Genomic DNA, 22,336 nt, shown 5'->3' on the forward strand with positions numbered 1-22,336 from the left:
CATTTATCTTCTTACTATCAAATTATATTTTCGCTATGTTATAATAAATGTTGAATTAGGAGGTTTAATGTCAATTATGAAAGAAAAACTGCAACGTTTTTTGCATACTGTTCAAAACTGGTGGGAGAAGGGCATCCTCCAGCGGACATCAAGAATTACGTACGACGTTGTTTGGAATATTATATTATTTGTTATTGTTATTGGCGTTATCGGTGGCATTTTTGCCGGTGGAATCGGGCTTGGATATTTTGCATCTCTCGTTTATGAAGAGCCTTTGCGAAGTGAAGCGTCGATGGAAGAGGACATTTATAATTATTCAGAGACGTCCAGTATTTATTTTGCAGATGAAATCTATCTAGGAGATGTCCGAAGTGATTTATACCGGGAAGAAGTAGGTCTTGATAATATCTCTTCTGTCCTGACGGATGCTGTTGTTGCTACAGAGGATGAATACTTCTCGGAACATAACGGAGTGGTGCCAAAGGCTATTTTAAGAGCGACAGCACAGGAATTTCTTAATACTTCTGTCCAGACAGGGGGAAGCACGCTGACACAGCAGCTTATCAAAAATCAGGTTCTTACCGATGAAGTGTCCTTTGATCGAAAGGCGAAAGAAATCCTGCTGGCAATGCGACTGGAAAATTATTTTACGAAAGATGAAATTATGGAAGCTTATTTAAATATTATCCCTTATGGAAGAAATTCATCCGGTCGTAATATTGCAGGTATTCAAACAGCCTCCAAAGGCATTTTTGGTGTTGAAGCTTCAGAATTGACGCTTCCGCAAGCTGCTTACCTGGCAGGACTCCCGCAAAGTCCGTCTGGATATACCCCCTTCACCTCAGCTGGCGAGTTAAAATCTGAGGAAGAGTTACAGCCTGGTATTAATCGTATGAAAACTGTTTTAGACCGTATGCACGATATGGAATTTATCACGGATGAAGAACTGGAAGAGGCAGTGAATTATGATATTGCCAGTGACTTTACTGATCCCGTCCCTTCTTCTAGAGATCAGTATCCTTATGTTACTTATGAAGTAGAAAAACGCACAACCGACATTATTCAGGAAATGTTAATGGAGGAAGACGGCGTTACCGAGGAAGATTTGGAAGAAGATGACGATTTGCGCGCAGAATATATCGAGCGCACGGAAAAAGAATTACGTGACGGCGGCTATCAGATTCATACAACCATTAATAAAGATATTTATGATGCGATGCAAGAAACGGCTCAAGACTATTCTGATTATGGTTATGCCAGAACCTTTACAGCTACCAATAGCGAAGGAGAAGAATATGAAGTAACACAGGAAATTCAGACCGGAGCTATTATGGTCGAGAATAACAGCGGAAAAATTATTTCCTTTATCGGCGGACGCGGATTTGATGAGGAACATCAGGTGAATTTTGCAACAGACACAAGGCGTTCCATCGGCAGTACGATTAAACCGTTACTGGATTATGCACCAGCATTGGAAGAAGGTATTATTCAGCCGGGAACACCTATTGCAGACTATCCACGGTCGTTCGCTGACGGTTCATTTTCACCTGGAAACTATGGAGGCGGGAATTATGGGCTGGTTTCTGCCCGTACTGCACTTGCCAATTCCTATAACATTCCGGCTGCTGCTATCTATATGGAAATGATTGATGATGATCCTGCTGAAACGTATTTGGAGAAAATGGGTGTCACTTCTTTAACAGAAAGTGACCATTCTATCCCGTCCCTGTCTATCGGTGCGATGGATTACGGCATATCTGTAGAGGAAAATGTTAATGCCTTTTCTACATTCGGCAATAACGGAAAGTTTGCAGATGCTTATATGATCGATAAAATCACAAATGCTGAAGGAGATGTCATTTACGAGCATGAAACAGATCCAGTAGAAGTATTTTCTCCGCAGGCATCTTACTTAACGATAGACATGATGCGCGATGTTATTGATAACGGCACAGGTGGTTATGTGAATTCGCAGCTTCAAAATACGAATGTCGACTGGGCGGGAAAAACCGGAACATCCCAAGATTATCATGACGCCTGGTTTGTTGCTTCAAATCCGAATATCACATTTGGTACCTGGATTGGTTATGAAACGCCTGCATCAATTAATCATCCGTATCATCTTTCCTATAGTGAGCGGAATATGAAATTGTGGGCGGAGGTCATTAATGCTTCTGCACAGGTCGATCCAGCCTTAGTTACTCCAGAAACAACGTTTGAACGCCCGGACGGTGTTGTAGAGGAAAGTTATTGCGCTGTTTCAGGAATGCAGCCATCTGATTTATGTGAAGATATTGGACTTGTTAAAACAGACTTATTTGACTCTCGCTATACACCAAGCGAGGAAGACAATAGTTTAACAAGAGGAAGCCGGCGTGTATTAGAATCTGACGACGATGGAAACTCCTTCACCAGGGACAATGGGATTATGTTTAACCCAGATTGGCTGAACGAAGAAGGCTATGATGACATGGATGACTTTTCCATGCTTTATCCGAGAACAGAAAGTGATAAATGGCTTAGAATCGGTATACCCGCCAACATGTCATCCAATTCCGACGATGACAATGATGATGACGAAGACGACTGATGAAATCAATTTATTTAAAAGCTTCACGCTATACAAGGGCAGCGTGAAGCTTTTTTCTATATAAGAGGACAAGCCCACGGAAAGTGTAGTGTTTTTCCGTAGCGAGCAGCAAGGGTAAAATATTAATTTCAAATTATATAGTTTTAATAATTTAAATTATATATCTTGTTTTTGCTGACAATTCTTAAAAAAGACTAAAAAAACACAGCTATTTTCTGTATAATAGAAAGTAAGCATATTTTGTATTTCATAAAGGTGGTGGATGAATGAAACACACAAAGGAATTTGATACGATTCTTTTGGAGACAGCGGCAGGAACATTGACTGTCGAAGGTCCCGTTTCACGCTCCCAGCTGGAACAATATCATTTCCATAACGAATTGACTGCATTCAGACCGGCTGACAAACAAATTGAAGCATTATTAGAGATTGCCGATTTAAAAGAAGCAAGAATAATTATTGCCCGAACATCAGATACCATTATCGGCTATGTAACTTACTTGCACCCTGACCCGTTGGAAAGATGGTCCAATTTCAACATGGAGGATTTAATTGAATTAGGTGCTATTGAAATCATCCGGAAGTACCGGGGAAGCGGAGTTGGTTCTGCCCTGCTGCGGCAATCCATGAAAGATCCTTACATGGAAAACTATATCGTTATTTCCACGGAATATTACTGGCATTGGGATTTGGATTACAGTCAGTTAAGTATTTGGGATTATCGTAAAGTAATGGAAAAAATGATGGCAGCTGGCGGACTGCTTCCAGTTCCAACAGATGAGCCTGAAATTAACTCTCACCCGGCTAACTGTTTAATGGTGCGCATCGGAAGTAATGTGCCGCAAAAATCAATCGAGTTATTTGATAAATTGCGATTTTTGGGACCGAATCATTATTAACAGAGATATAACTAAAGGGGGATTCTAAGATGCTAGTAGAAGAATTAATGAACAGAAATATGATAACGCTTCCACCGACAGCAAGCATTAACGAAGCTTTACAACTGCTGGAAAAACATAAAATCAGGCATATTACAATTGTTGATCAAGATATGTACGTTCTTGGTATTGTCTCTGATCGCGACGTCAGAGATGCGAGTCCATCCACTTTTTTGGATACGAGTGATTTTCACATCCTCAATAAAGAAATCCAGACCATTATGACAAGCCCTGTTATTACGATTCATCCAATGGATTTTGTGGAAGAGATTGCTTATATTTTCTATGATAAAGAGATTGCCTGTTTGCCTGTGGTAAGCGGTGATAAACTGGTCGGTGTCGTAACAGAAAAAGATATGCTTTATAAATTAATCCAATTAACTGGAACGCATGAACAAAGTTCCCTTATTGAAGTGAAAGTTCCTGACCGGCCGGGCGAGCTCCCCAGAGTTGCAGGTGTTTTCGGTAATCATAACGTCAATATTGTTTCTGTATTGCTGTATCCTTATAAAGATCCTGACTATAAAATACTTGTATTCCGTGTCAAAACGTTAAACCCGATGCCTATTATTAACGATCTTCGTAATGCCGGCTATACGCTCCTCTGGCCAAATAATATTATGGAGCCGAAAAGATGATAAATCAAGCCGGTTTTATTTATACCCCTGCTTTTTTACATTATCAGTTCTCTGAAAGCCACCCCTTTAATCATAAGCGGGTGCAGCTTACCAAAGAATTGCTCGAGGGGCAATCCACATTAGCTCAAGCGGATTTAATCACGCCGCGCATAGCTGCAGATGAAGAGATTGCTCTATTTCATGATACAACTTATATTGAAGCGGTCAAAAGAGCCGCGGGCGGTGAATTAAAAGAAGATCGGGCACAGGAATATGGCATTGGGACAGAGGATACACCTATTTTTCCAAATATGCATCAAGCTGCTTCCAATTTGGTAGGAGGAAGTCTTACCGCGGTGGAAAAAATATTGAACGGAGATTATAAAAAAATAACAAACATAGGCGGCGGGCTGCATCACGGATTTCAACGTAAAGCTTCCGGATTTTGCGTTTATAACGATTGCGCTATTGCGATTAAGTACCTGCGGGAGCAAGAAGATTTGAAAGTACTTTATGTTGATACAGACGCACACCATGGTGATGGCGTACAAGCGGGATTTTATGATGATCCTAATGTATGCACCTTTTCCATACATGAAACAGGCCGTTATCTTTTTCCAGGTACGGGAAATGTCAATGAAAGAGGGATAAAAAGCGGACACGGGTACAGTTTCAATTTACCTATCGATGCTTTTACAGAAGATGATTCCTACTTGGAATTATACGAAACAGCACTGCGGAAAATTGCCGCGTTTTTCAAACCGGATATTATCGTTTCACAAAATGGAGCTGACAGTCATTGCCTGGACCCTTTAACACATTTATGCGGAACCATGAAGATATTTGAAAGAATACCTTTGCTGGCTGCAGAAATTGCGGATGAATATTGTAATGGCAGATGGCTTGCTTTTGGCGGCGGAGGTTATGATATGTGGCGTGTTGTTCCACGTGCATGGGGACAGGTATGGAATGTCATGAAAACAGGCACATACTGTGAAGGAGCCTTACCTGCAGATTGGTTGAAAAAGTGGCAGCAAGAAGCCCCTGTCACGCTTCCAGCAAACTGGCAGGATACAGCAGACATACAGCCGGTTATCCCGCGCAGAGCAGAAATAACAGAAAAAAATAAATTACTGTTAAAAGATATGCTGAAATACACTGCTATGATTCAATAATTGATCATCATAAAAAGCCAAAGGCGCCCTTACATTCTAGCGTGCCTTTGGCTTTTGTTGTTTCATGTTTATTTTGTGGAATCTCTGTACTCCATACGATGCGGCAATACAACATTATTTTCGTCTACTTCTTCATCGTTCATATATTTTGTCAGCAGGCGCATGCCTACTGCTCCAATATCGTACGTAGGCTGAACAACCGTTGTCAATTTCGGACGAATCATACTTGCCAGGCGGATATTATCAAAACCGAATACCTCTACATCTTCTGGCACATGTAATCCGTTATCTTGCGCTCCGTGGATAACCCCTAGCGCAATTTCATCATACATCACAAATACAGAAGTCGGACGTTCGTCTAATTTTAAAAAGTATTCCATTGCTTCTATACCAGTTGAGTATGCATAAGCATCTTTGTAGATATATTCTTCATCCGGTTCTATTCCAGCCTCTTTCAGCGCACGCAGATAACCATTGGTTTTCAATGCATTCACACTGGTATCTGATTCGCTCCCTACTAATGCAGGCTGTTTATTGGATTTGTCAATTAATGACTTGGTAGCTTCATATGCAGCCAGTTCATAGTCAATGTTTACAGAAGGAATGGTATCTGTCGGGTCATACGTAGAAGCAAGAACAACCGGAACAGAGCTTGTCTGAAATTGGTGAATATGTTCTTCTGATATATTTCCACCCATGAATAGAATACCATCCACCTGCTTTTCCAGCATGGTATTGATTAATTCCAATTCTTTATCCTTATTTTGGTCGGAACTGCTCAAGATAATATTATACTTATACATTGTTGCTATATCTTCAATTCCACGGGCGAGCTCGGAAAAGAAGATATTAGATATATCCGGGATAATAGCGCCGATGGTTGTTGTTTTCTTGCTCGCCAGACCACGCGCTACTGCGTTAGGGCGATAGCCTAATTGTTCTATCGTTGCCAATACTTTCTTTCTTGTTGTCGGTTTTACATTCGGGTTTCCATTAACAACACGAGAAACGGTTGCCATCGAAACATTCGCTTCTCTTGCTACATCATAAATTGTTACTGTCATGTTTATCTACCTCCTAAAATTCAATATATCGCAGTTCGACTAATATTCAGCAGGGCTATCGTCCACTGAATAAAGTTTCACTTTATACAAGAACTAATGCTGCATCTATTTATACATCATACGCTACTATGAAAAAAAATACAAAGTTTTCATGAAAACAAAATGAAAATTTTCATGAATGCGCTATAACTATAATATACCTTTATACCATTATATCCAAACATGAAACTTTGAAAACATTTTCACGAATGCATCTTGGTGCATACCCTGTATTTTTCACAAAAAACTGCCTCAAAAATTATAGCCCTAATTTTTGAGGCAGTCTTTATTATTGTCCTAAACGATTTTCTACATTTTTAATTTCTTTGAAGAACGAATCAAATGTCGGAATATCCATTTGTTGAGCGGAGTCAGACAGTGCAACTGCAGGGTCCGGATGAACTTCAGCCATTACCCCGTCTGCACCGACTGCAATGGCTGCTTTAGCTGTCGGTAATAGTAAATCCCTTCTGCCTGTTGAGTGAGTTACATCTACAAAAACAGGTAAATGAGTTTCTTGTTTTAAAATAGGTACCGCAGAAATATCCAACGTATTGCGTGTTGCTTTTTCATAAGTGCGAATTCCTCGTTCACATAACATAATATTTTTGTTTCCTCTGGACATGATGTACTCTGCCGCATTGATAAATTCCTGAATCGTTGCAGATAATCCTCGTTTTAACAGTACAGGTTTTCCGGCATCTCCTGCAGCTTTTAACAATTCAAAATTCTGCATATTTCTTGCGCCAATCTGAACAACATCGATGTAGTCTACTGCTTGTTCTAAGTCAGCAGGGTTTACAATTTCACTGATTACAGCTAAATCATATTCATCTGCTACCTTTTTCAAAATTTGCAAGCCTTCAATTCCAAGTCCTTGGAAATCATATGGAGATGTTCTTGGTTTAAATGCACCGCCGCGAAGTAATTTTAAACCTTTTTCTTTTACTGAAGCAGCTACCGCAGCAACTTGCTCATATCCTTCAACGGCACAAGGACCAAATACATAGCTGAGGCTGCCGGCGCCTACTTGTTCTCCTTTTAGCTCCACTACTGTATTCTCAGGCTGTTTTTTCCTGGATACTAAAAGTGCTTTACTATTATCTTCTTCTTGCAGCTCAAGACTTGCTTTAAAAATCTCTTTAAAAATATGTTCAAGTGTTGAATCCTGAAAAGGACCACTATTATTATTTTTAATTTTATCCAGCATTTCCCGCTCACGAACCGGATCGAAACGTTTCATGCTCTGCTTGGTTTTTAAATCACCAATTTCTTGATTAATACTTGCTCTTTTATTAATCAATTCCAATATTTCCAAATTAACCTTGTCCATTTGTTCTCTAAGTTGTTCCATTTCGTTACTCATTTTGCACGCTCCTCAAATCGCTTAATTATTATAAATATTGTAGAATAATTAGAGACCATTATAGCTAAGATTTTTCTGTTTGTCACCATTTAATTAATGTAAAATTATAATTCTTAATGAAAATCCGATAATAGCAGTAAAAAAAACATTGATGAGTGCAATCTCATCAATGTTTTTAAGTATTATGATTTCTTATTTGCTTCTTTTTTTACTTCACTTGCTGCTTTTTTAGTTTCTTTTTTTACTTCTGCAGCTTTTTTAGTAGCTGTTTCCTCTGCTTCTGCTTTTTTATCAGCAGCATCTTTTTTAACATCTTCTATTTTATCAGAAACGTCATCTTTTACATCTTCCGCTTTGTCTTGCACATCGCTTATTTTGTCGTCTACTGTGTCTTTTAACTCAGCTGTTTTCTGCTTTACATTTTCAGTTACTTCCTGTGATTTGTCGGCAACTGTTTTGGTGAAATCAGAAGTTGCATCTACCGCTTTCTTGGTAAAATCAGACGTCGCTGAGTATGCTTTGCTAGTCAATTCTTCCCCTTTTTCTTGGGCAGCTCCTGCTAATTCTGTTGCGCGGTTTTTCACTTGAACAGCTCCATCATTAAGATCACCGCGAAGTTCTTTACCAGATTTTGGTGCAAGCAATAATGCTGTTGCAGCTCCTACAAAACTTCCTACAAGTGTTCCAATAATAAAATCCTTCGTGTTAATTTGATTATCTGCCATCCGTATAACCTCCTAAGATTTAATTTGACTCCTGTTTCCGCTTATTCCAATACTCAAAGAATGAAGCACCCCATTTGACTGCTTGGGCAGCTTTTTCCTGATCCTCTTTTGAGTGCTTTGAAATAATATTAGATAATTGCTGTAATGACTTATTAAAGTCCTCTACTGTATCACCTATCCCTCTTGCTCCTTGGATTATACCATCAAGCTGGTTTGATTTTTGCGTTAAATCATCTACCAATCCTTTTGATTTCTGAACAACCTCCGTTGCTTCTCCGGTAACATCCTTCACTTGATGATCAATCTTACCTAATGTCTGCAGAACCTCGTCCATGGTTTTCTTGGTGTTGAATAATAAAATGACCATATAAATAACTAATATGAGCAAGGCTGCTATTGCAATTGCCAGCGCACTATAGAGGATAACTTCCATAAACTTATATCACTCCTTTATTTCCATATTCGCTAGAAGGGCACATGTTTTTTAAGGGATAGTATGTACTTTCAAACAAAAAAAGTCGTCCACTCTTCTTGTCAGAAATGCAATCGAGGATAAATACTATATATTTTAGTTTATCCCGCATCATACACAAAATACGAAGCCTAATTTATTCTTACCCTTCCTTTTCTAAGAATAAACCACCATTCCCTAAAAAAATAATCCATGTTCTTATTGTATCTTATTTTTCTGTTAAAATACAACATCAACCTAAATATAGGGTGAAACAAAGATTGTTTTCTTTACAGCGGTAATTACAGCAATTTTATCAAATATATCTTTACTCTACATGATACGGCTATATTTTAAAAGCCCTGTATCCGATGATTGCTAATAAAAAGCCGTATTCTATGCAAGTTTTTCCCCACAAATCCTTTCTACACCCTTTTCTCTAAATGAAAAAAAGCAGTGAACTTTCTCACTGCTTTTTTTCATTTAGACTAGCGTTTCCTCATAGGATTTTTGGAATTTTTGAATGTCTCCTGCTCCCATAAAAATTAGCACACTGTCCTTATATTCCTGTAATACATTTGTTTGTTTTAATTCTAAAATTTCACTTTCAGGAATCAATTTTTGCAAATCCTCGATAGTCAATTGACCGGATTGTTCACGAGCTGATCCAAAAATATCACATAAATACACTTTATCTGCCTGATTTAAACTATCAGCAAATTCCTGTAAAAATGTTTTTGTGCGCGTAAATGTATGTGGTTGAAAGATAGCAACCACTTCCTTATCCGGATATTTTTTTCGAGCTGACTCCACCGTTACTGCTATCTCTTTAGGATGATGCGCATAATCATCAACAACTACTTGCGAACCGATTGTTTTCTCTGTAAAACGGCGTTTCACCCCTTTAAAGGAGCTTAATTCTTTCATACACTCAACCGGAATGCCTTCATAGTGGCAAATCGCAATCACAGCAAGTGAATTTAAAATCGTATGATTTCCAAATGTCGGTATAAAGAAATGCTCATAATACGTGCTGCGGACAAATACATCGAATTCCGTACCCTCAGTTGTCTCTGTTACATTTTTTGCTTGAAAATCGTTGGTTTCATTGAATCCATAATAAATAATCGGCACTTTGGTGTGTATGCCTTGTAATTCTTCATCATCACCACAGGCAACAATTCCTTTTTTCACACGGTCAGACATAGATTGAAAAGCATCTACGACATCATCCAGACTGGTAAAATAATCCGGATGGTCAAAATCAATATTTGTCATAATTGCATAATCCGGTTCATAACTTAGAAAGTGTCTGCGGTATTCACATGCTTCAAACACAAAATATTTACTGTCAACATGTCCACGTCCTGTACCGTCCCCGATTAAATAGGAGATTGGATAAGCACTTTCTAAAACATGCGACAATAAACCGGTCGTTGTTGTTTTTCCGTGTGCGCCTGTTACAGCAATACTTGTATATTGTTTTAACCATTCTCCTAAAAATTCGTGATACCAATAAAACTTACATCCCAGCTCTTTTGCTTGTTTGATTTCATCATGGTCTTCTGAAAAAGCATTTCCTGCTATAATTGTATAACCTGATTCAATATTCTCTTTTGAGAATGACAAAATAGGAATGTTCTTTTCTTCTAATGCAATTTGTGTAAAGATACGGCTATCAATATCTGAACCCTGTACCTTTTCACCGGAATCATGAAGAATTTGTGCCAGTGCACTCATTCCTGTCCCTTTAATACCTATAAAATGGTAAGTTGTCATAAAACGAACCTCCAGCGTTTTTCATCTATTCATTTTCTCGTTATTATACCTGTCATCACCGTCATCACATGCAATATAATTGATGCAAAGCCGTTCAATGGATTATAACAAATAAATAACTTATTTTAAAGCAAAATTATCATTTCAACGTTTTTGTAAGTAAATTCAAGATGCATCGAATATATTTTAAAAATGTCTATTTCTGTACAGTTAAAGCGCCTATACCCCATTCTATACAGAACATGTATCATATGTGCTTTTGCTTTAAATATTCTTTCCTTCTTGGAAAGCTCCTTTTATATTTTAGTAACTTTCAGGAATTATAGCAACTCTTTTAGCTTCATACATATTCAAAAAGTTGCATATTCTCCCGTTCCTATGATTTTACATCATAAAACGAGAGACAGTTTACATACTGTCTCTCTGCGCTTTCGTAATTAATACTTCCCGCGCCCGGCTGCCATTCTGTCCTGAGATGATTCCCCGCTGTTCCAGAGAATCAATTAATCTCGCTGCACGATTATACCCTATTTTAAAGTGTCTTTGCAGGGAAGATGTGCTTGCACTATTCTGATCCAGCACGAATTCGATAGCGTCTTCCAGCAAATTATCCTCTTCTTCATCTATCTGCACTTGCTCTAATAAGTCATCCTGTTCAAACAGATATTGCGGTTCGGCCATTGATTTCGCATAATTTGCAACACGTTCAATTTCTTCATCAGAAACAAATGGTCCTTGCAGACGGACACTTTTTCCGGCTCCATTTTCGATAAGAAGCATATCGCCTTTACCGAGTAATTTTTCCGCACCGCTGGAATCAATAATGGTACGTGAATCCACTTGAGAAGATACACTGAAAGCAATTCTTGTAGGGATATTAGCTTTAATTAAACCAGTGATGACATCCACAGATGGACGTTGTGTCGCCAGCAGAAGGTGAATACCGCATGCTCTTGCTTTTTGAGCAATTCTGCTGATAGCATCCTCCACGTCTTGCGGAGACATCATCATCAAATCGGCTAACTCATCAATCACAATCACGATGTACGGCATTTTTTGATCTTTTTTACCTTCCCGCAGCATTTTTTGATTGTATTTCCCTATATCTCTGACGCCTTCATTAACAAAACGGTCATAGCGATCTTCCATTTCTGAAACAGCCCATTTCAGACTTTGCGTAGCAGCTTTCACGTCAGTGATGACAGGTGAAACAAGGTGCGGAATCCCATTATACGGAGCGAGTTCCACCATTTTAGGGTCAATTAAGAGAATCCTTACATCTTCGTGACTGGCATTATAAATTAAGCTTACCAGAATCGTATTAATACAGACACTCTTTCCAGATCCGGTAGCCCCGGCAATTAAACCATGCGGCATCTTATTAATATCGATCACTTTCGGCATTCCTTCAATCGTGAGCCCGAGAGCTACATTTAAAGAAGAATTGCTGTCTTTAAAATCATCCGATTCAATAATGCGCTGAAGACCTACCATTTCTGGATGGAGGTTCGGAACTTCGATGCCAACCGTGTTTTTACCCGGAATCGGCGCTTCAATACGGATATCCTCTGCCGACATATTCAGTTTAAGGTCATCAGCTAAGTTCTTAATTTTACTGACTTTGACACCCATCTCCGGATGTACTTCAAAACGTGTAACAGACGGTCCTTGCGTTGCTTTTACCACTTTCGCCTTCACCTGGAAATGCTTTAACGTCTCCTCCAGTAAATCCTGCTGTTCTTGCAACCATTCTTCATCTTCTTCTGTAGACTTGACCGCAGGATCATTTAATAAGTGTAAAGGAACTTCTTTGGATTGCGGTTCTTCCACCACAGCTGCCGTTTCCAAAAAAGCGTTTTCCGTTTCTTCTTTCACAGCATATCTTTCGCTTATTTTTTCTTCCGCTTTGCGCTGATCGTCTTCCCGTTTTTCATGAGCTTGCTGTAACCGCTCGAGTGTTGTTTCCCTTTGTTTCTGTTCTTGTAAATTTTTCTTGTCCCGCGGGGTCATCATTACGTTAAAAGCTGATGTTGTATTGTTTTTTCTGGTATTATCTCGGGTTTCTCTCCCGCTCGTTGTGTGAATTGGGTTTCTTTTATCCGTTACATTCTCTGTTTCCGATTCTTTCGGTTCCGGCGTTGTTTCTTGTACTGGCGCTTCCTGCATTTCCGGTTCTTCGATGGTATTAGCATTGTCCTGCTGTATTTCCCCGGCCTGTTCTAATTGTATATCTTCCTCAAAAGAACGGTCGTCCGGGAAGGTTTCCACTTGTTTATCTGCTGTCTCTTCTGATTCGGGTACTTCCGTTTCCTCTTCCTGAGAAGATTGGCTTTCTATATCAGCCGGCGCTGAATCCGGTACTTCTTCTTCCCTCTCTCTTAATAGGGATGCAGATGAAAGGGGTGTATCCTCCATGCTGCTTGCTGCTTCTTTATCATTTTGCTCAGTGGTTTCTTTTCTTTGATATGCTGGTATTTCTTCTATAACTTTTGATTCTCTTGGCTGAAAACCATAGATAGGAGATGGAACCTCCGTAGGCTGGAAAGGCTCATCCGGATTTTTCTTATATACCTTTCTGCCCTGATCACTACTTTCTTGTAATGTGCTTTGGGTTTGATTCGTATGACGATAGGAAGCTTTTTTTCTATTTTGATTTGGTAATGGGTGATGTGTTTCCGTCTTTTTCTCAGCCGTTGCTTCTGTTTTGTCGTTACTTTCTTTTTTCGTTCTTCTGTTTCTTCTTTCGCTGACAATATCTTGATTTCTTCTTTTATAACTTGGTTGATTATCAATTGTGGTTTCTTTCTTTTGATCCGTTGTATCTGGAATGACCGGAAACTTAAATGATCGTCCGGAAGGATAATGGTATCTCATTTTCGCCTGTATATTCGGTTGTTTTTCAGGGTTTTCCTTTTCAAACGCAACAGGGTCTTCCTCTACTTCTATTTCCACTTCTTTTGTAAATATGTTTTTGAGCCGTTCTTTCCATTGCTCCCACCACATATGCATTCACTCATTTCCTAAATTGTTCATACTGTCATTTTAGCAGTTTTTAATGGGGATTTACATGATTACTGCAATAAAATTTAGCGCTGCTTTTCCTGATAAAAAATCCCCTGCTCTCACAAGGGATTTGAAAAGTTAAAATGTAAATACTTCACCAGTTTGATACGTGTCATCTAACACATAAATACCTTTTTCTTTCGGAGCATCAGGCAAACCGAGCTCTTTTTGAGAACAAACCATTCCATTGGAAGGCACCCCTCTTAATTCAGATGCTTTTATTTTCATTCCGGATGGCATGGTAGCTCCTACTTTCGCTACAACGACCTTTTGACCTTCGTCAATATTCGGAGCACCGCAAACAATTTGTAAGGTTTCTTCTCCAACATCGATTTGACATACGCTTAATTTATCTGCATTTTCATGAGGCTGTTTTGACTTTACAAATCCTACTACAAATTTCGGACGTAAATCAAATTCAAGGGGGTCATCTATTCCTTCTTTTTGGAAAACTGTGCGAATCTCTGCTAAAAAGTCTTCGGTTAAAGGAATCGCACCATTTTTTTCATCTAAAGAAAAATAGTGAGAAGCATGAAAAATATTATAGCCGAGCACTTCTCCGTCAGTTGACGTTATTTTTGTAATATCACCATGGTTTTCTTCCTTTACTTCATAGCGATTTCCTTCTTTGACAGGGAGAACCAATACATCTCCAATTCCCTGGCGATTATAAAAAACATCCATCTCTTTCACTCCTACTTATTTTCAGGTTTGTTTTTTGCCAATATAAATACCGGCTCTAATTTTTTATTTTCATAAACAAAAGGCAACGAAGTAATCGGGATTCTTCCATCAGCAAAAAACTTCATTGTCATTTGCGCTAGAATATCGTACCCTGCCTTATTTTGAATATCGCCTAAAATAAGGACATCCTGATGCGGTACCGCAACGGTTAATTCTCCTTTTGCATTGGCAAGCCTTTCTTCTAAAAAGGCTTCATTAAGAATACGGCTTGCATCATAACCGTCCTGTGTTGCCAAGAAATAGAAATCATTGCCTGCAACCTGATCCACTTTCGGTTCATACGTCAAGGAGCGGATATTAAATGTCGCTATTTCATCCAGCCTCTCCCTCGACCAATCCTCTTCATTCAATAATTCTTCATCAATAAGACGGTAGGATTTGCCTAAATCAAGGGCATAAAAAACGCGGGTTTCTGCAGTATGATCTTTATAAATTAATTTCTTTCCGGCATTGGTTTCCGTTGGGAAAGAAGGAGAACGCAATACAGGGAAAATTTGTTTCTCCATTCCTTTTAAATGCTGCGTCTCGTTCATAATTTTCAGAGCTTCGTTTATATGCTCCACGATTTCATCGACAGCGTCTTCTCCCCGCTCATTATATTTTGAAATGACATTAGGCAAAGAAACTGTCATACCTTCTTGTGATTCTTTCCATTCAATTCGTACAGCGTCATCGTCCCGCTTGTACACAATACTATATTCGGGATTTTTCAGTTTATCCTCCAGCAGGCGCTTCATCTGGATGCTCGTCATTTTTGCCATAAAGATGCCTCCTTACTTATTTTCCAAGCCCGTCTAAAAAGGATTCGATTTCTTCTTGTGTTTTTCGGTCTTTACTAACAAACCTGCCCAGTTCTTCTGCATTTTCAAACGCCAGAAAACTTGGTATACCAAAGATATCATACTCTTGGCACAGCTCGATAAAGTTGTCCCGATTCACTTCCACAAAATCAAATTGCGTATATTTCGCTTCAATATCAGGCAATACTGGCTCAATCACACGACAATCCGGGCACCATCCGGCTGTAAATAAAAAGACAACAGGCCCTTCTTGAATATACGTATGAAATTCTTCTGTATTTTGTAATTCTTTCATTTTTATACACCCTTTCTACTCCTCTATCATAGCGCGCTGCGCATTTTCTTTCAATCATACAACCTTGATTGAAGCATTTAAAGCGGCAGTTACATTATTCTTCAAAATAATTCTTTTTCACTCAACTTACACACTAAAAAATTAATTTCCATTCAATAGGAACAAGAGGAACAAGAGTATATTGTTTCTTCCATATGACTGTTGACAAAGAAGAGAGGTAAGGTGTAAGGCGACCGCTGCGGCGGACCATTTTGCTTTCCTAGGGGCACGCTCTTCAGCTAACTTTTGCCAAGAAGATCGCTTGGCAAAAGTGAATCTTCAGAGGGTGCTGATCCCTCGTCCAGCTACAAGCGTCAAAAACTAGACAACTTCCCGAGAGCGCCCTACGATAAGTCATCATCCGTTCGTAAACTCACGGTGATTCCTTTATCTCAGTTGCTTCGGTCCAGTTGTTACGTTTTTAAACGACGCTTTCCGCTTTCCTTTCAGGAGTCAAAACGGTCCGCCTCCGCTAGTAGGATGTTCTATGCATGAAATAGTTGAACAAATAAAAATAGATCAGACAGAACACATTTTTCGTGGTGCATGGTAAAAATGTTCCGCAATTATTCTTTTCTGTGCATGAAACTATTCTCGATAAGAACGATTCATACTGTCATGCTTTGAACTGCTAAATCAACCATTGGAAACACCAAAATGAATATTTATTGAGACTAAAAAAGCGATTATTTCTTCTCACTTCATCAGGATGTTATTTCTTCCAAGCGCTGTAGCATCCCATCATAGCGCAGGCCAACCACGGAGACTCCTAGTCGGCTAAGAACGGTCACGTCCTGTGACCAACGGCCGACACTAGGACGTCCTGGGACCGCGCTTACTCGCCCCACCGAAAACATTTGTCCGTCGTGGGAACAGGGCGAGCTGAAGATCCACTTGAAAAGCGGGTTTCTTTTCAAGTTAGCTGAAGCCGTCCCCATGGCAGACTAAGAACGCAACGTCCTGGGGTTGCGCTTACTCACCCCATTAAAACCGTTGTTGCAACGTCTGCACTAGTACGTCCTGGGACTGCGGTTACTCGCCCCATCAAAAACCGTTGTACGTCGGAAAGCGTAGGGCTTGGTCGGAGCGGGAGCTATACACCATACCCTTTTCAAAAAACAAAAGGATGATTGAACCAAAAGCATGCATGATAATAATGATCATGTTCATCCTGATACAGCAAGGTTTATATGCTTATTCTCAGATGCGTTAGTTGAGCTTGTTATAAAATATAAGTTACCTTAGAATAATAACGTGTGTAAGCATCAAATAACTTAACAAGTTGAAGAAAAACATTTACCATTAAAAGATAACATTGATTGGGAGGGATTGGAATGAATTTAACTGTTTATTTAGCTGGACAAATTCATGATAATTGGAGAGACGAGGTGAAAAAGCTTGCTGAAGAAAAAGATCTGCCGCTCACATTTGTTTCTCCGCAAACAAATCATGATCGTTCCGATGATATTGGCGAAGCAATCTTAGGAAAGCAGCCCGGAAACTTTTATCGTGACGATGCCGCTTCCAGTGTCAATAACTTTCGAACGCAAGTGTTGATGCAAAAATCTGATATTGTGATTGCTCTATTCGGTGAAGAATATAAACAATGGAATACAGCGATGGATGCAAGTACAGCAATAGCTTTAGGAAAACCGACGATTATTATTCGTCCGGAAAAATTAATTCATCCGCTAAAAGAACTTTCCAACAAAGCAAATATTACCGTGGAATCCGTAGAGCAAGCATTGGATGTTATCGGATATATTTATGAATAATGATTTTTTAAGAAACGGTGGTCCAATACATAATATGTATTGGACCACCGTTTCTCTTTCTGCGTTAGATTAACCTTTTAAAATCGGTAATTCCCATTTTTTAATCGGTATTCAACTAATTCAATGATTATGATGTTAATATCTTATTTATATCTTTTTTTCGTATTGTAAAGCTTGTTTATGCGCCTCTTCTTTGGAAAGACAGTAAAAATCTGGTTTTTGTGATTCTTTTGTTTGGGATACAGATTGTATTGAACTAGCGCGTTGTTCCATGTCATAGTTAAAATACCGTATATTATTCCATATTTCTTTTTCTAGTGAATTATCTCCAGGCAAAGAAATTGGAAACCACGTACCATAGGGCTCTAAATATATATTACTTATGCTGTATTTTCCTTTTGCCTTATGGATTCTTTTAACTTTATATCCTTTTCCGCCTTTAAATTGAATAACATCGCCCACATTAATAACATGAAACTTATTTTTTGATTTTAAATCATGCTTTAATACATTAAATATTTTGCTTATCAAAATAATACTCCTCTGCTACATATTAAAAATGTCACCGTTTACATATCCAAAATTATAAAATTGCAGGATGATACACTTCATCTAGTTTCCGACTTTAATGGATCCAATTTCAAAATTAATGATACAAAATAGCCCGGTGATAATCAATTTTGTATTCAAAAAAGGTATTGCACAACCAGATACCTGATTGTGCAATAGACCGATATTCAATTAGCATTCGCAAAATCATATTGCCCTCTTAAAAGCTGTACAACATGTGTAAACATCTCTTCTCTGGTTACGAGGTTATTTGTAAATACTCCAATCGCGCCTTCATGATTGCGGACATTTTCTTTCTTCGTATAAGCGTCCATCATAGCACTTAATTCTCCCGCTGTTTGCAGCCCAGTTTCAATTTCTTTAGGCAGAGCTATTCTCGCTCCGCTGGCTGTGTACAGTTTACCATCTTCCGTTGACAGCGCGCCCCAGTTACAGAGGAATAATGTATCTCCGACATACATTACCCCTCCTTCCAAACCAATCCCGAGTCCGTCAGCACTGCTTGCGGAACAGGCCTTTGCACGATTTATCGCACCAAGCCGTGTTTCTTCATCTGAAAAAGGTTGTTCAGAAACATTCGAAGGCACCTTGAGCGGGCTTACTTCAAAATCATGATAGATATTTTTCACAGCCGCTATTTTGGTTGGATTTTCCGATCCGATGATGATCTGTTTTTTCATTCTGTTATCCTTGATGCAGCTTGGAAACAACCGTTTCATCCGTTGACTTGACAAGCTTCGTAATCATTTCTTTTGCTGCTGCATAATCATCAATATGAATAATCGATGCCGACGTATGAACATACCTGGAACAAATACCGACAACCGTAGATGGAACGCCGTCACCAGTTAAATGTACACGTCCGGCATCTGTACCGCCCGGCGAGACAAAGTATTGATAAGGAATATCGTTTGATTCCGCTGTATCCAGTACAAACTCTCGCAATCCTTTATGTGTAATCATTGTGCCGTCAAATATACGCAATAAAGCACCTTTACCCAGTTGACCGAATGCTTTACTATCTCCTGATGCATCATTTGCCGGCGAAGCATCCAGCGCATAAAAAATATCCGGTTTAATCATATTTGCCGCTACCTGTGCTCCGCGTAATCCTACCTCTTCTTGCACCGTTGCACCAGAATAAAGCTGATTTGGAAGCGTTTCACCTTGAAGTTCTTTTAACAGTTCAATGGCAAGCCCGCATCCGTACCGATTATCCCAAGCTTTTGCCAGGATTTTTTTCTCATTCGCCATCGGTTCAAACGGAGTAATTGGAACAATGGTATCCCCTGGACGAACACCGATATTTTTTACATCTTCTTTATCATCTGCTCCAATATCAATGAGCATATTCTTTATTTCCATTGGCTTGCTGCGTTGTGCTTCTGTTAATAAGTGAGGCGGAACCGAAGCAATAACACCTGTGACCGGTCCATTCTTGGTCATTACCTGTACACGTTGAGCCAGCATAACCTGACTCCACCAGCCTCCTAAAGTCTGAAAACGAATCATGCCGTTATCTGTAATTTGTGTTACCATGAAGCCGACTTCGTCCATATGACCAGCAACCATAACAGTCGGACCTTTGCCGTGCTTCACTCCAAATACACCGCCCAGATTATCCTGGATCAATTCATCGGAATACTTATTTAGTTCCTGTTTCATAAAATTGCGGACAGCATGTTCATTTCCCGGAGCCCCCTGCAACTCCGTTAAATTCTTAAATAAAGCTAGCGTCTCTTTATTCATTAAAAAAGCCTCCTATTCGTACGTGTTCAAAAAGTTCGTCAACGCAGATATCACGTCTTCTTTTCTTAGACCTTTTGAACTTCCTCTATTATCTTAAGCATGCATGAAATATATCAATTACTACTGTAAGTATACTTGAAAAAGTCCAACACTTTCCAGCCATAATGTTCAATTATTTGTATTTCCCAATCCCGATACGGTATACTACACTTATAAGCAGACATTGAATCTTACTAAAATAGAGGTGAACAAATTGAGTAAAAAGAAAGTATTACTTGCAGCAGCACTCGGTATTGCCGTTGGGTATATTGCACGTGAACAAGTAAACAATCAAACAAAAGTCACACCGGAAAAAGCATTAAATCATGCCAAAGAAATGTTTAAACGCCAAGGACCAATCAGCGGTTCCTGGATTTATATGAAACCGGAAGAATTAGAAAGAAATGGCCTGCTTTATGATGTATATCGCGGTGGCGTAACAAGAAACATCGACGGTTCAAATAAACAGTATGATTTCTACGTAGACACAGCAACTGGTGCTGTTATAGACACAGAAGCAGCAGTTTAATTTTATTTTACAGAAAAGCAGCATGCCCATTGGGAGGCATGCTGCTTCTTTATGTTACAAGACCGTTATTGGAAAAACGGCTTTGTATGCGTTTGTCTCTCATTTTTATTTCAATACCAACATACTTCTCTGTGAAAGTTGCACAATAACAACTTGTATCCCTTCCACCTCTTCTCTGTTTTGTACCATTGTGCCCCTCCCAAAAATAGGTTATTATTTACAACTTAAATAATGTGGCAAAATAGTGAACATTCTGCTATGATTGTTAACGAATTCACATAATCTTTATTGTGAATAATATCACATTATGATTTGGAGGCAGACGTATGAAGGAAAAACACGCAGCAATAATGATTACCATCAGTGTTTTTATTGCTTTTGTCGTCCCATTTACACTTTTTAGCAACGTGGAAAAATGGTACGGAAGCTTTCTTTTCTGGTTAATAGTAACTATTATTGTTATCGTTTTCAACGCTATTTTAACAAAAGATTGGAGCAATGAAGAATGAATGTTTCGCTTATTTGGTGGGGATTAGGCATATATATCATTATATCCCTTGTTGTCGCTTTTTTATCACGGACCGGTAAACAAACAAATATGGATGCTTATTTTCTCGGCGACCGTAAACTCGGCGGGTTTGTTTCCGCATTAAGCTACAGCGCTACAACATACAGCGCCTTTATGCTGGTCGGACTGGCAGGCCTTACTTATCAAGGCGGTATTGGTGCACTCGGTTTTGAATTGATTTACTTAATGGGCGTGTCCCTGATTGCTTTTTTCGGACCTCGCTTTTGGATTGTCGGAAAAAAATATGGCTATATTACGCCATCTGAAATGATTGGTGACCGTTATCAAAGTAAAGCTGCAGCAATAGCCATCGCTGTCAGCAACTGTATCTTTTTAATCCCGTATAGTGCCGTACAGCTGGCAGGTGTCGGGTATTTGTTACAAGGAGTCTCTGACCAGCAAATTTCTTTTCGTACCGGCGTTATTATTGCTGTCGTTTTAGCCATCTTCTTTGCATACATAGCCGGTATACGTTCTGTTGCTTGGACAGATTCCTTGCAGTCCCTATTTATGATTGTCGGTTCCACCCTTGTTGTTCTTTTTTTAATCCGTGAACTTGGCGGGATGACAGGTTTTTTCCGGCAGCTCGAAAATCACCATCCGGAAATGTTGACCGTACCGGGCAATGGCTATTTTAGTTTCTTGACTTTTATCGGATTAACCATACCCTGGTTTTTCTTCAGCATTTCCAACCCGCAAGTCAGTCAACGTCTGTTTATGCCAGCTTCTCTGAAGAGCATGCGGCACATGCTGTTAGGTTTTATGATATTCGGATTTATCTATACACTGGTGTCTATTTTTTGGGGTTACTCCGCCTTTTTATTAGAACCCGGTTTAGATAACCCTGATTTAGCTACACCGGTAGTACTGACTTCATCTGGAGTGCCGCCTGTTCTAGGTGTTATCGTGATGATAGGTATTATCGCTGCTGCTGTCTCTACCATCGATTCTATTTTATTGACCGTATCATCCATGTTTGCAAAAGACGTCTATGGGAACATCCGTAAAGATACAACAGATCAGGTTCAACTTAAGATTGGAAAATATATTATTCCTGTCATTGCCTTGCTGGCGTATATATTTGCAGAATTACAACTCAATTTAATTGCGGTCTTATCCGTCGCTTCTTCTGCCGGCTTAATTGTCGTTGTTCCAACCATTTTCGGAGCTTTCTTTTGGAAAAAAGGAACAGCTGCTGGAGTATTAGCAAGTACCACTATTCCCGGTGCTGTTGTGCTGTTACTGGAACTGCTGCAAGCAAAACCGCTTGGACTGGCTTCCGGTTTATGGGGGCTAATCTTATCTACACTTCTATTTATCGGCGTCAGTTTATTTACGAAGCCCCCTGCAGATAAAGCAAATGCATTTATTGACTATATCAAAAAAAATCTTCAATCTGAAAAATAATATAAAAAACAGCG

At 39.2% G+C, this 22,336-nt stretch carries 20 protein-coding genes; 8 read left to right on the plus strand and 12 right to left on the minus strand.

Going from position 1 to position 22,336, the window contains the following annotated elements; all coding sequences use genetic code 11:
• Positions 1-67 precede the first annotated feature (67 nt).
• The 4 genes from ACFQ19_RS12020 (at position 68) to ACFQ19_RS12035 (ending at position 5,320) form a co-directional block, all read left to right on the plus strand.
• Positions 68-2,590 carry a transglycosylase domain-containing protein gene (locus ACFQ19_RS12020; protein WP_379592372.1) on the plus strand — a complete coding sequence of 841 codons (2,523 nt, stop codon included), beginning with the start codon at positions 68-70 and terminating at the stop codon, positions 2,588-2,590.
• A gap of 266 nt (positions 2,591-2,856) precedes the next feature.
• Positions 2,857-3,489, plus strand: a complete 633-nt coding sequence (locus tag ACFQ19_RS12025; RefSeq protein ID WP_379592374.1) for a GNAT family N-acetyltransferase — start codon at positions 2,857-2,859, stop codon at positions 3,487-3,489.
• 29 nt (positions 3,490-3,518) lie between these two features.
• Entirely contained in the window at positions 3,519-4,166 is a 648-nt protein-coding gene (locus tag ACFQ19_RS12030; protein WP_379592376.1) for an acetoin utilization AcuB family protein, read from the plus strand.
• Complete coding sequence (locus tag ACFQ19_RS12035; RefSeq protein WP_379592378.1) at positions 4,163-5,320, plus strand: acetoin utilization protein AcuC; 1,158 nt, start codon at positions 4,163-4,165, stop codon at positions 5,318-5,320. The genes ACFQ19_RS12030 and ACFQ19_RS12035 overlap by 4 nt, the downstream gene beginning before the upstream one ends.
• 68 nt (positions 5,321-5,388) lie before the next feature.
• Here ACFQ19_RS12035 and ccpA read toward each other — a convergent pair whose 3' ends face one another.
• The 9 genes from ccpA to ACFQ19_RS12080 form a co-directional block, all read right to left on the minus strand.
• On the minus strand, positions 5,389-6,384 hold the full coding sequence (ccpA, locus tag ACFQ19_RS12040) for a catabolite control protein A (protein WP_379592380.1): 996 nt from the start codon (positions 6,382-6,384) through the stop codon (positions 5,389-5,391).
• A gap of 328 nt (positions 6,385-6,712) precedes the next feature.
• A complete protein-coding gene (locus ACFQ19_RS12045) occupies positions 6,713-7,789 on the minus strand; it encodes a bifunctional 3-deoxy-7-phosphoheptulonate synthase/chorismate mutase (RefSeq protein ID WP_379592382.1) in 1,077 nt (358 codons plus the stop codon).
• Between the two features lie 182 nt (positions 7,790-7,971).
• Complete coding sequence (locus ACFQ19_RS12050) at positions 7,972-8,514, minus strand: YtxH domain-containing protein (RefSeq protein ID WP_379592384.1); 543 nt, start codon at positions 8,512-8,514, stop codon at positions 7,972-7,974.
• Between the two features lie 19 nt (positions 8,515-8,533).
• The gene (locus ACFQ19_RS12055) at positions 8,534-8,947 is read right to left on the minus strand and encodes a DUF948 domain-containing protein (RefSeq protein WP_379592385.1); all 414 of its coding nucleotides are present in this window, start codon (positions 8,945-8,947) and stop codon (positions 8,534-8,536) included.
• A 501-nt stretch (positions 8,948-9,448) separates the two neighbouring features.
• The gene (gene murC, locus ACFQ19_RS12060; protein WP_379592387.1) at positions 9,449-10,744 is read right to left on the minus strand and encodes a UDP-N-acetylmuramate--L-alanine ligase; all 1,296 of its coding nucleotides are present in this window, start codon (positions 10,742-10,744) and stop codon (positions 9,449-9,451) included.
• A gap of 408 nt (positions 10,745-11,152) precedes the next feature.
• The gene (locus ACFQ19_RS12065; protein ID WP_379592389.1) at positions 11,153-13,753 is read right to left on the minus strand and encodes a DNA translocase FtsK; all 2,601 of its coding nucleotides are present in this window, start codon (positions 13,751-13,753) and stop codon (positions 11,153-11,155) included.
• A gap of 132 nt (positions 13,754-13,885) precedes the next feature.
• Positions 13,886-14,491, minus strand: a complete 606-nt coding sequence (gene ytpR / locus ACFQ19_RS12070) for a YtpR family tRNA-binding protein (protein ID WP_379592391.1) — start codon at positions 14,489-14,491, stop codon at positions 13,886-13,888.
• An 11-nt stretch (positions 14,492-14,502) separates the two neighbouring features.
• Positions 14,503-15,312: a DUF1444 domain-containing protein gene (locus ACFQ19_RS12075; RefSeq protein ID WP_379592393.1), complete on the minus strand. Its 810-nt coding sequence runs from the start codon at positions 15,310-15,312 to the stop codon at positions 14,503-14,505.
• A gap of 16 nt (positions 15,313-15,328) precedes the next feature.
• On the minus strand, positions 15,329-15,646 hold the full coding sequence (locus ACFQ19_RS12080; RefSeq protein ID WP_379592395.1) for a thioredoxin family protein: 318 nt from the start codon (positions 15,644-15,646) through the stop codon (positions 15,329-15,331).
• A gap of 1,373 nt (positions 15,647-17,019) precedes the next feature.
• Between ACFQ19_RS12080 and ACFQ19_RS12085 the strand changes: the two genes are divergently transcribed.
• A complete protein-coding gene (locus tag ACFQ19_RS12085) occupies positions 17,020-17,460 on the plus strand; it encodes a YtoQ family protein (RefSeq protein WP_379592397.1) in 441 nt (146 codons plus the stop codon).
• A 147-nt stretch (positions 17,461-17,607) separates the two neighbouring features.
• Here the strand turns inward: ACFQ19_RS12085 and ACFQ19_RS12090 are convergent, their stop codons facing one another.
• The 3 genes from ACFQ19_RS12090 to ACFQ19_RS12100 form a co-directional block, all read right to left on the minus strand.
• Positions 17,608-17,991 (minus strand): hypothetical protein, encoded by a 384-nt coding sequence (locus ACFQ19_RS12090; RefSeq protein ID WP_379592399.1) that lies wholly within the window; start codon positions 17,989-17,991, stop codon positions 17,608-17,610.
• Positions 17,992-18,197: 206 nt separating this feature from the next.
• Positions 18,198-18,710 carry a DUF84 family protein gene (locus ACFQ19_RS12095; protein ID WP_379592401.1) on the minus strand — a complete coding sequence of 171 codons (513 nt, stop codon included), beginning with the start codon at positions 18,708-18,710 and terminating at the stop codon, positions 18,198-18,200.
• A gap of 4 nt (positions 18,711-18,714) precedes the next feature.
• A complete protein-coding gene (locus ACFQ19_RS12100) occupies positions 18,715-19,779 on the minus strand; it encodes a M42 family metallopeptidase (protein WP_379592403.1) in 1,065 nt (354 codons plus the stop codon).
• Positions 19,780-20,032: 253 nt separating this feature from the next.
• On the opposite strand from ACFQ19_RS12100, the gene ACFQ19_RS12105 reads away from it, so the two are divergent.
• The 3 genes from ACFQ19_RS12105 to ACFQ19_RS12115 all read left to right on the plus strand — a co-directional run bounded on the left by ACFQ19_RS12105 (position 20,033) and on the right by ACFQ19_RS12115 (position 22,322).
• Positions 20,033-20,347: a PepSY domain-containing protein gene (locus tag ACFQ19_RS12105; protein WP_379592405.1), complete on the plus strand. Its 315-nt coding sequence runs from the start codon at positions 20,033-20,035 to the stop codon at positions 20,345-20,347.
• A 326-nt stretch (positions 20,348-20,673) separates the two neighbouring features.
• Complete coding sequence (locus ACFQ19_RS12110; protein ID WP_379592407.1) at positions 20,674-20,856, plus strand: hypothetical protein; 183 nt, start codon at positions 20,674-20,676, stop codon at positions 20,854-20,856.
• Complete coding sequence (locus ACFQ19_RS12115) at positions 20,853-22,322, plus strand: sodium:solute symporter family protein (RefSeq protein ID WP_379592409.1); 1,470 nt, start codon at positions 20,853-20,855, stop codon at positions 22,320-22,322. Before ACFQ19_RS12110 ends, ACFQ19_RS12115 begins: the two co-directional genes overlap by 4 nt.
• Positions 22,323-22,336: the final 14 nt, after the last annotated feature.

Origin of the sequence: Oceanobacillus locisalsi (assembly GCF_042675985.1) — a bacterium.
Taxonomy (GTDB): domain Bacteria; phylum Bacillota; class Bacilli; order Bacillales; family Amphibacillaceae; genus Oceanobacillus; species Oceanobacillus locisalsi.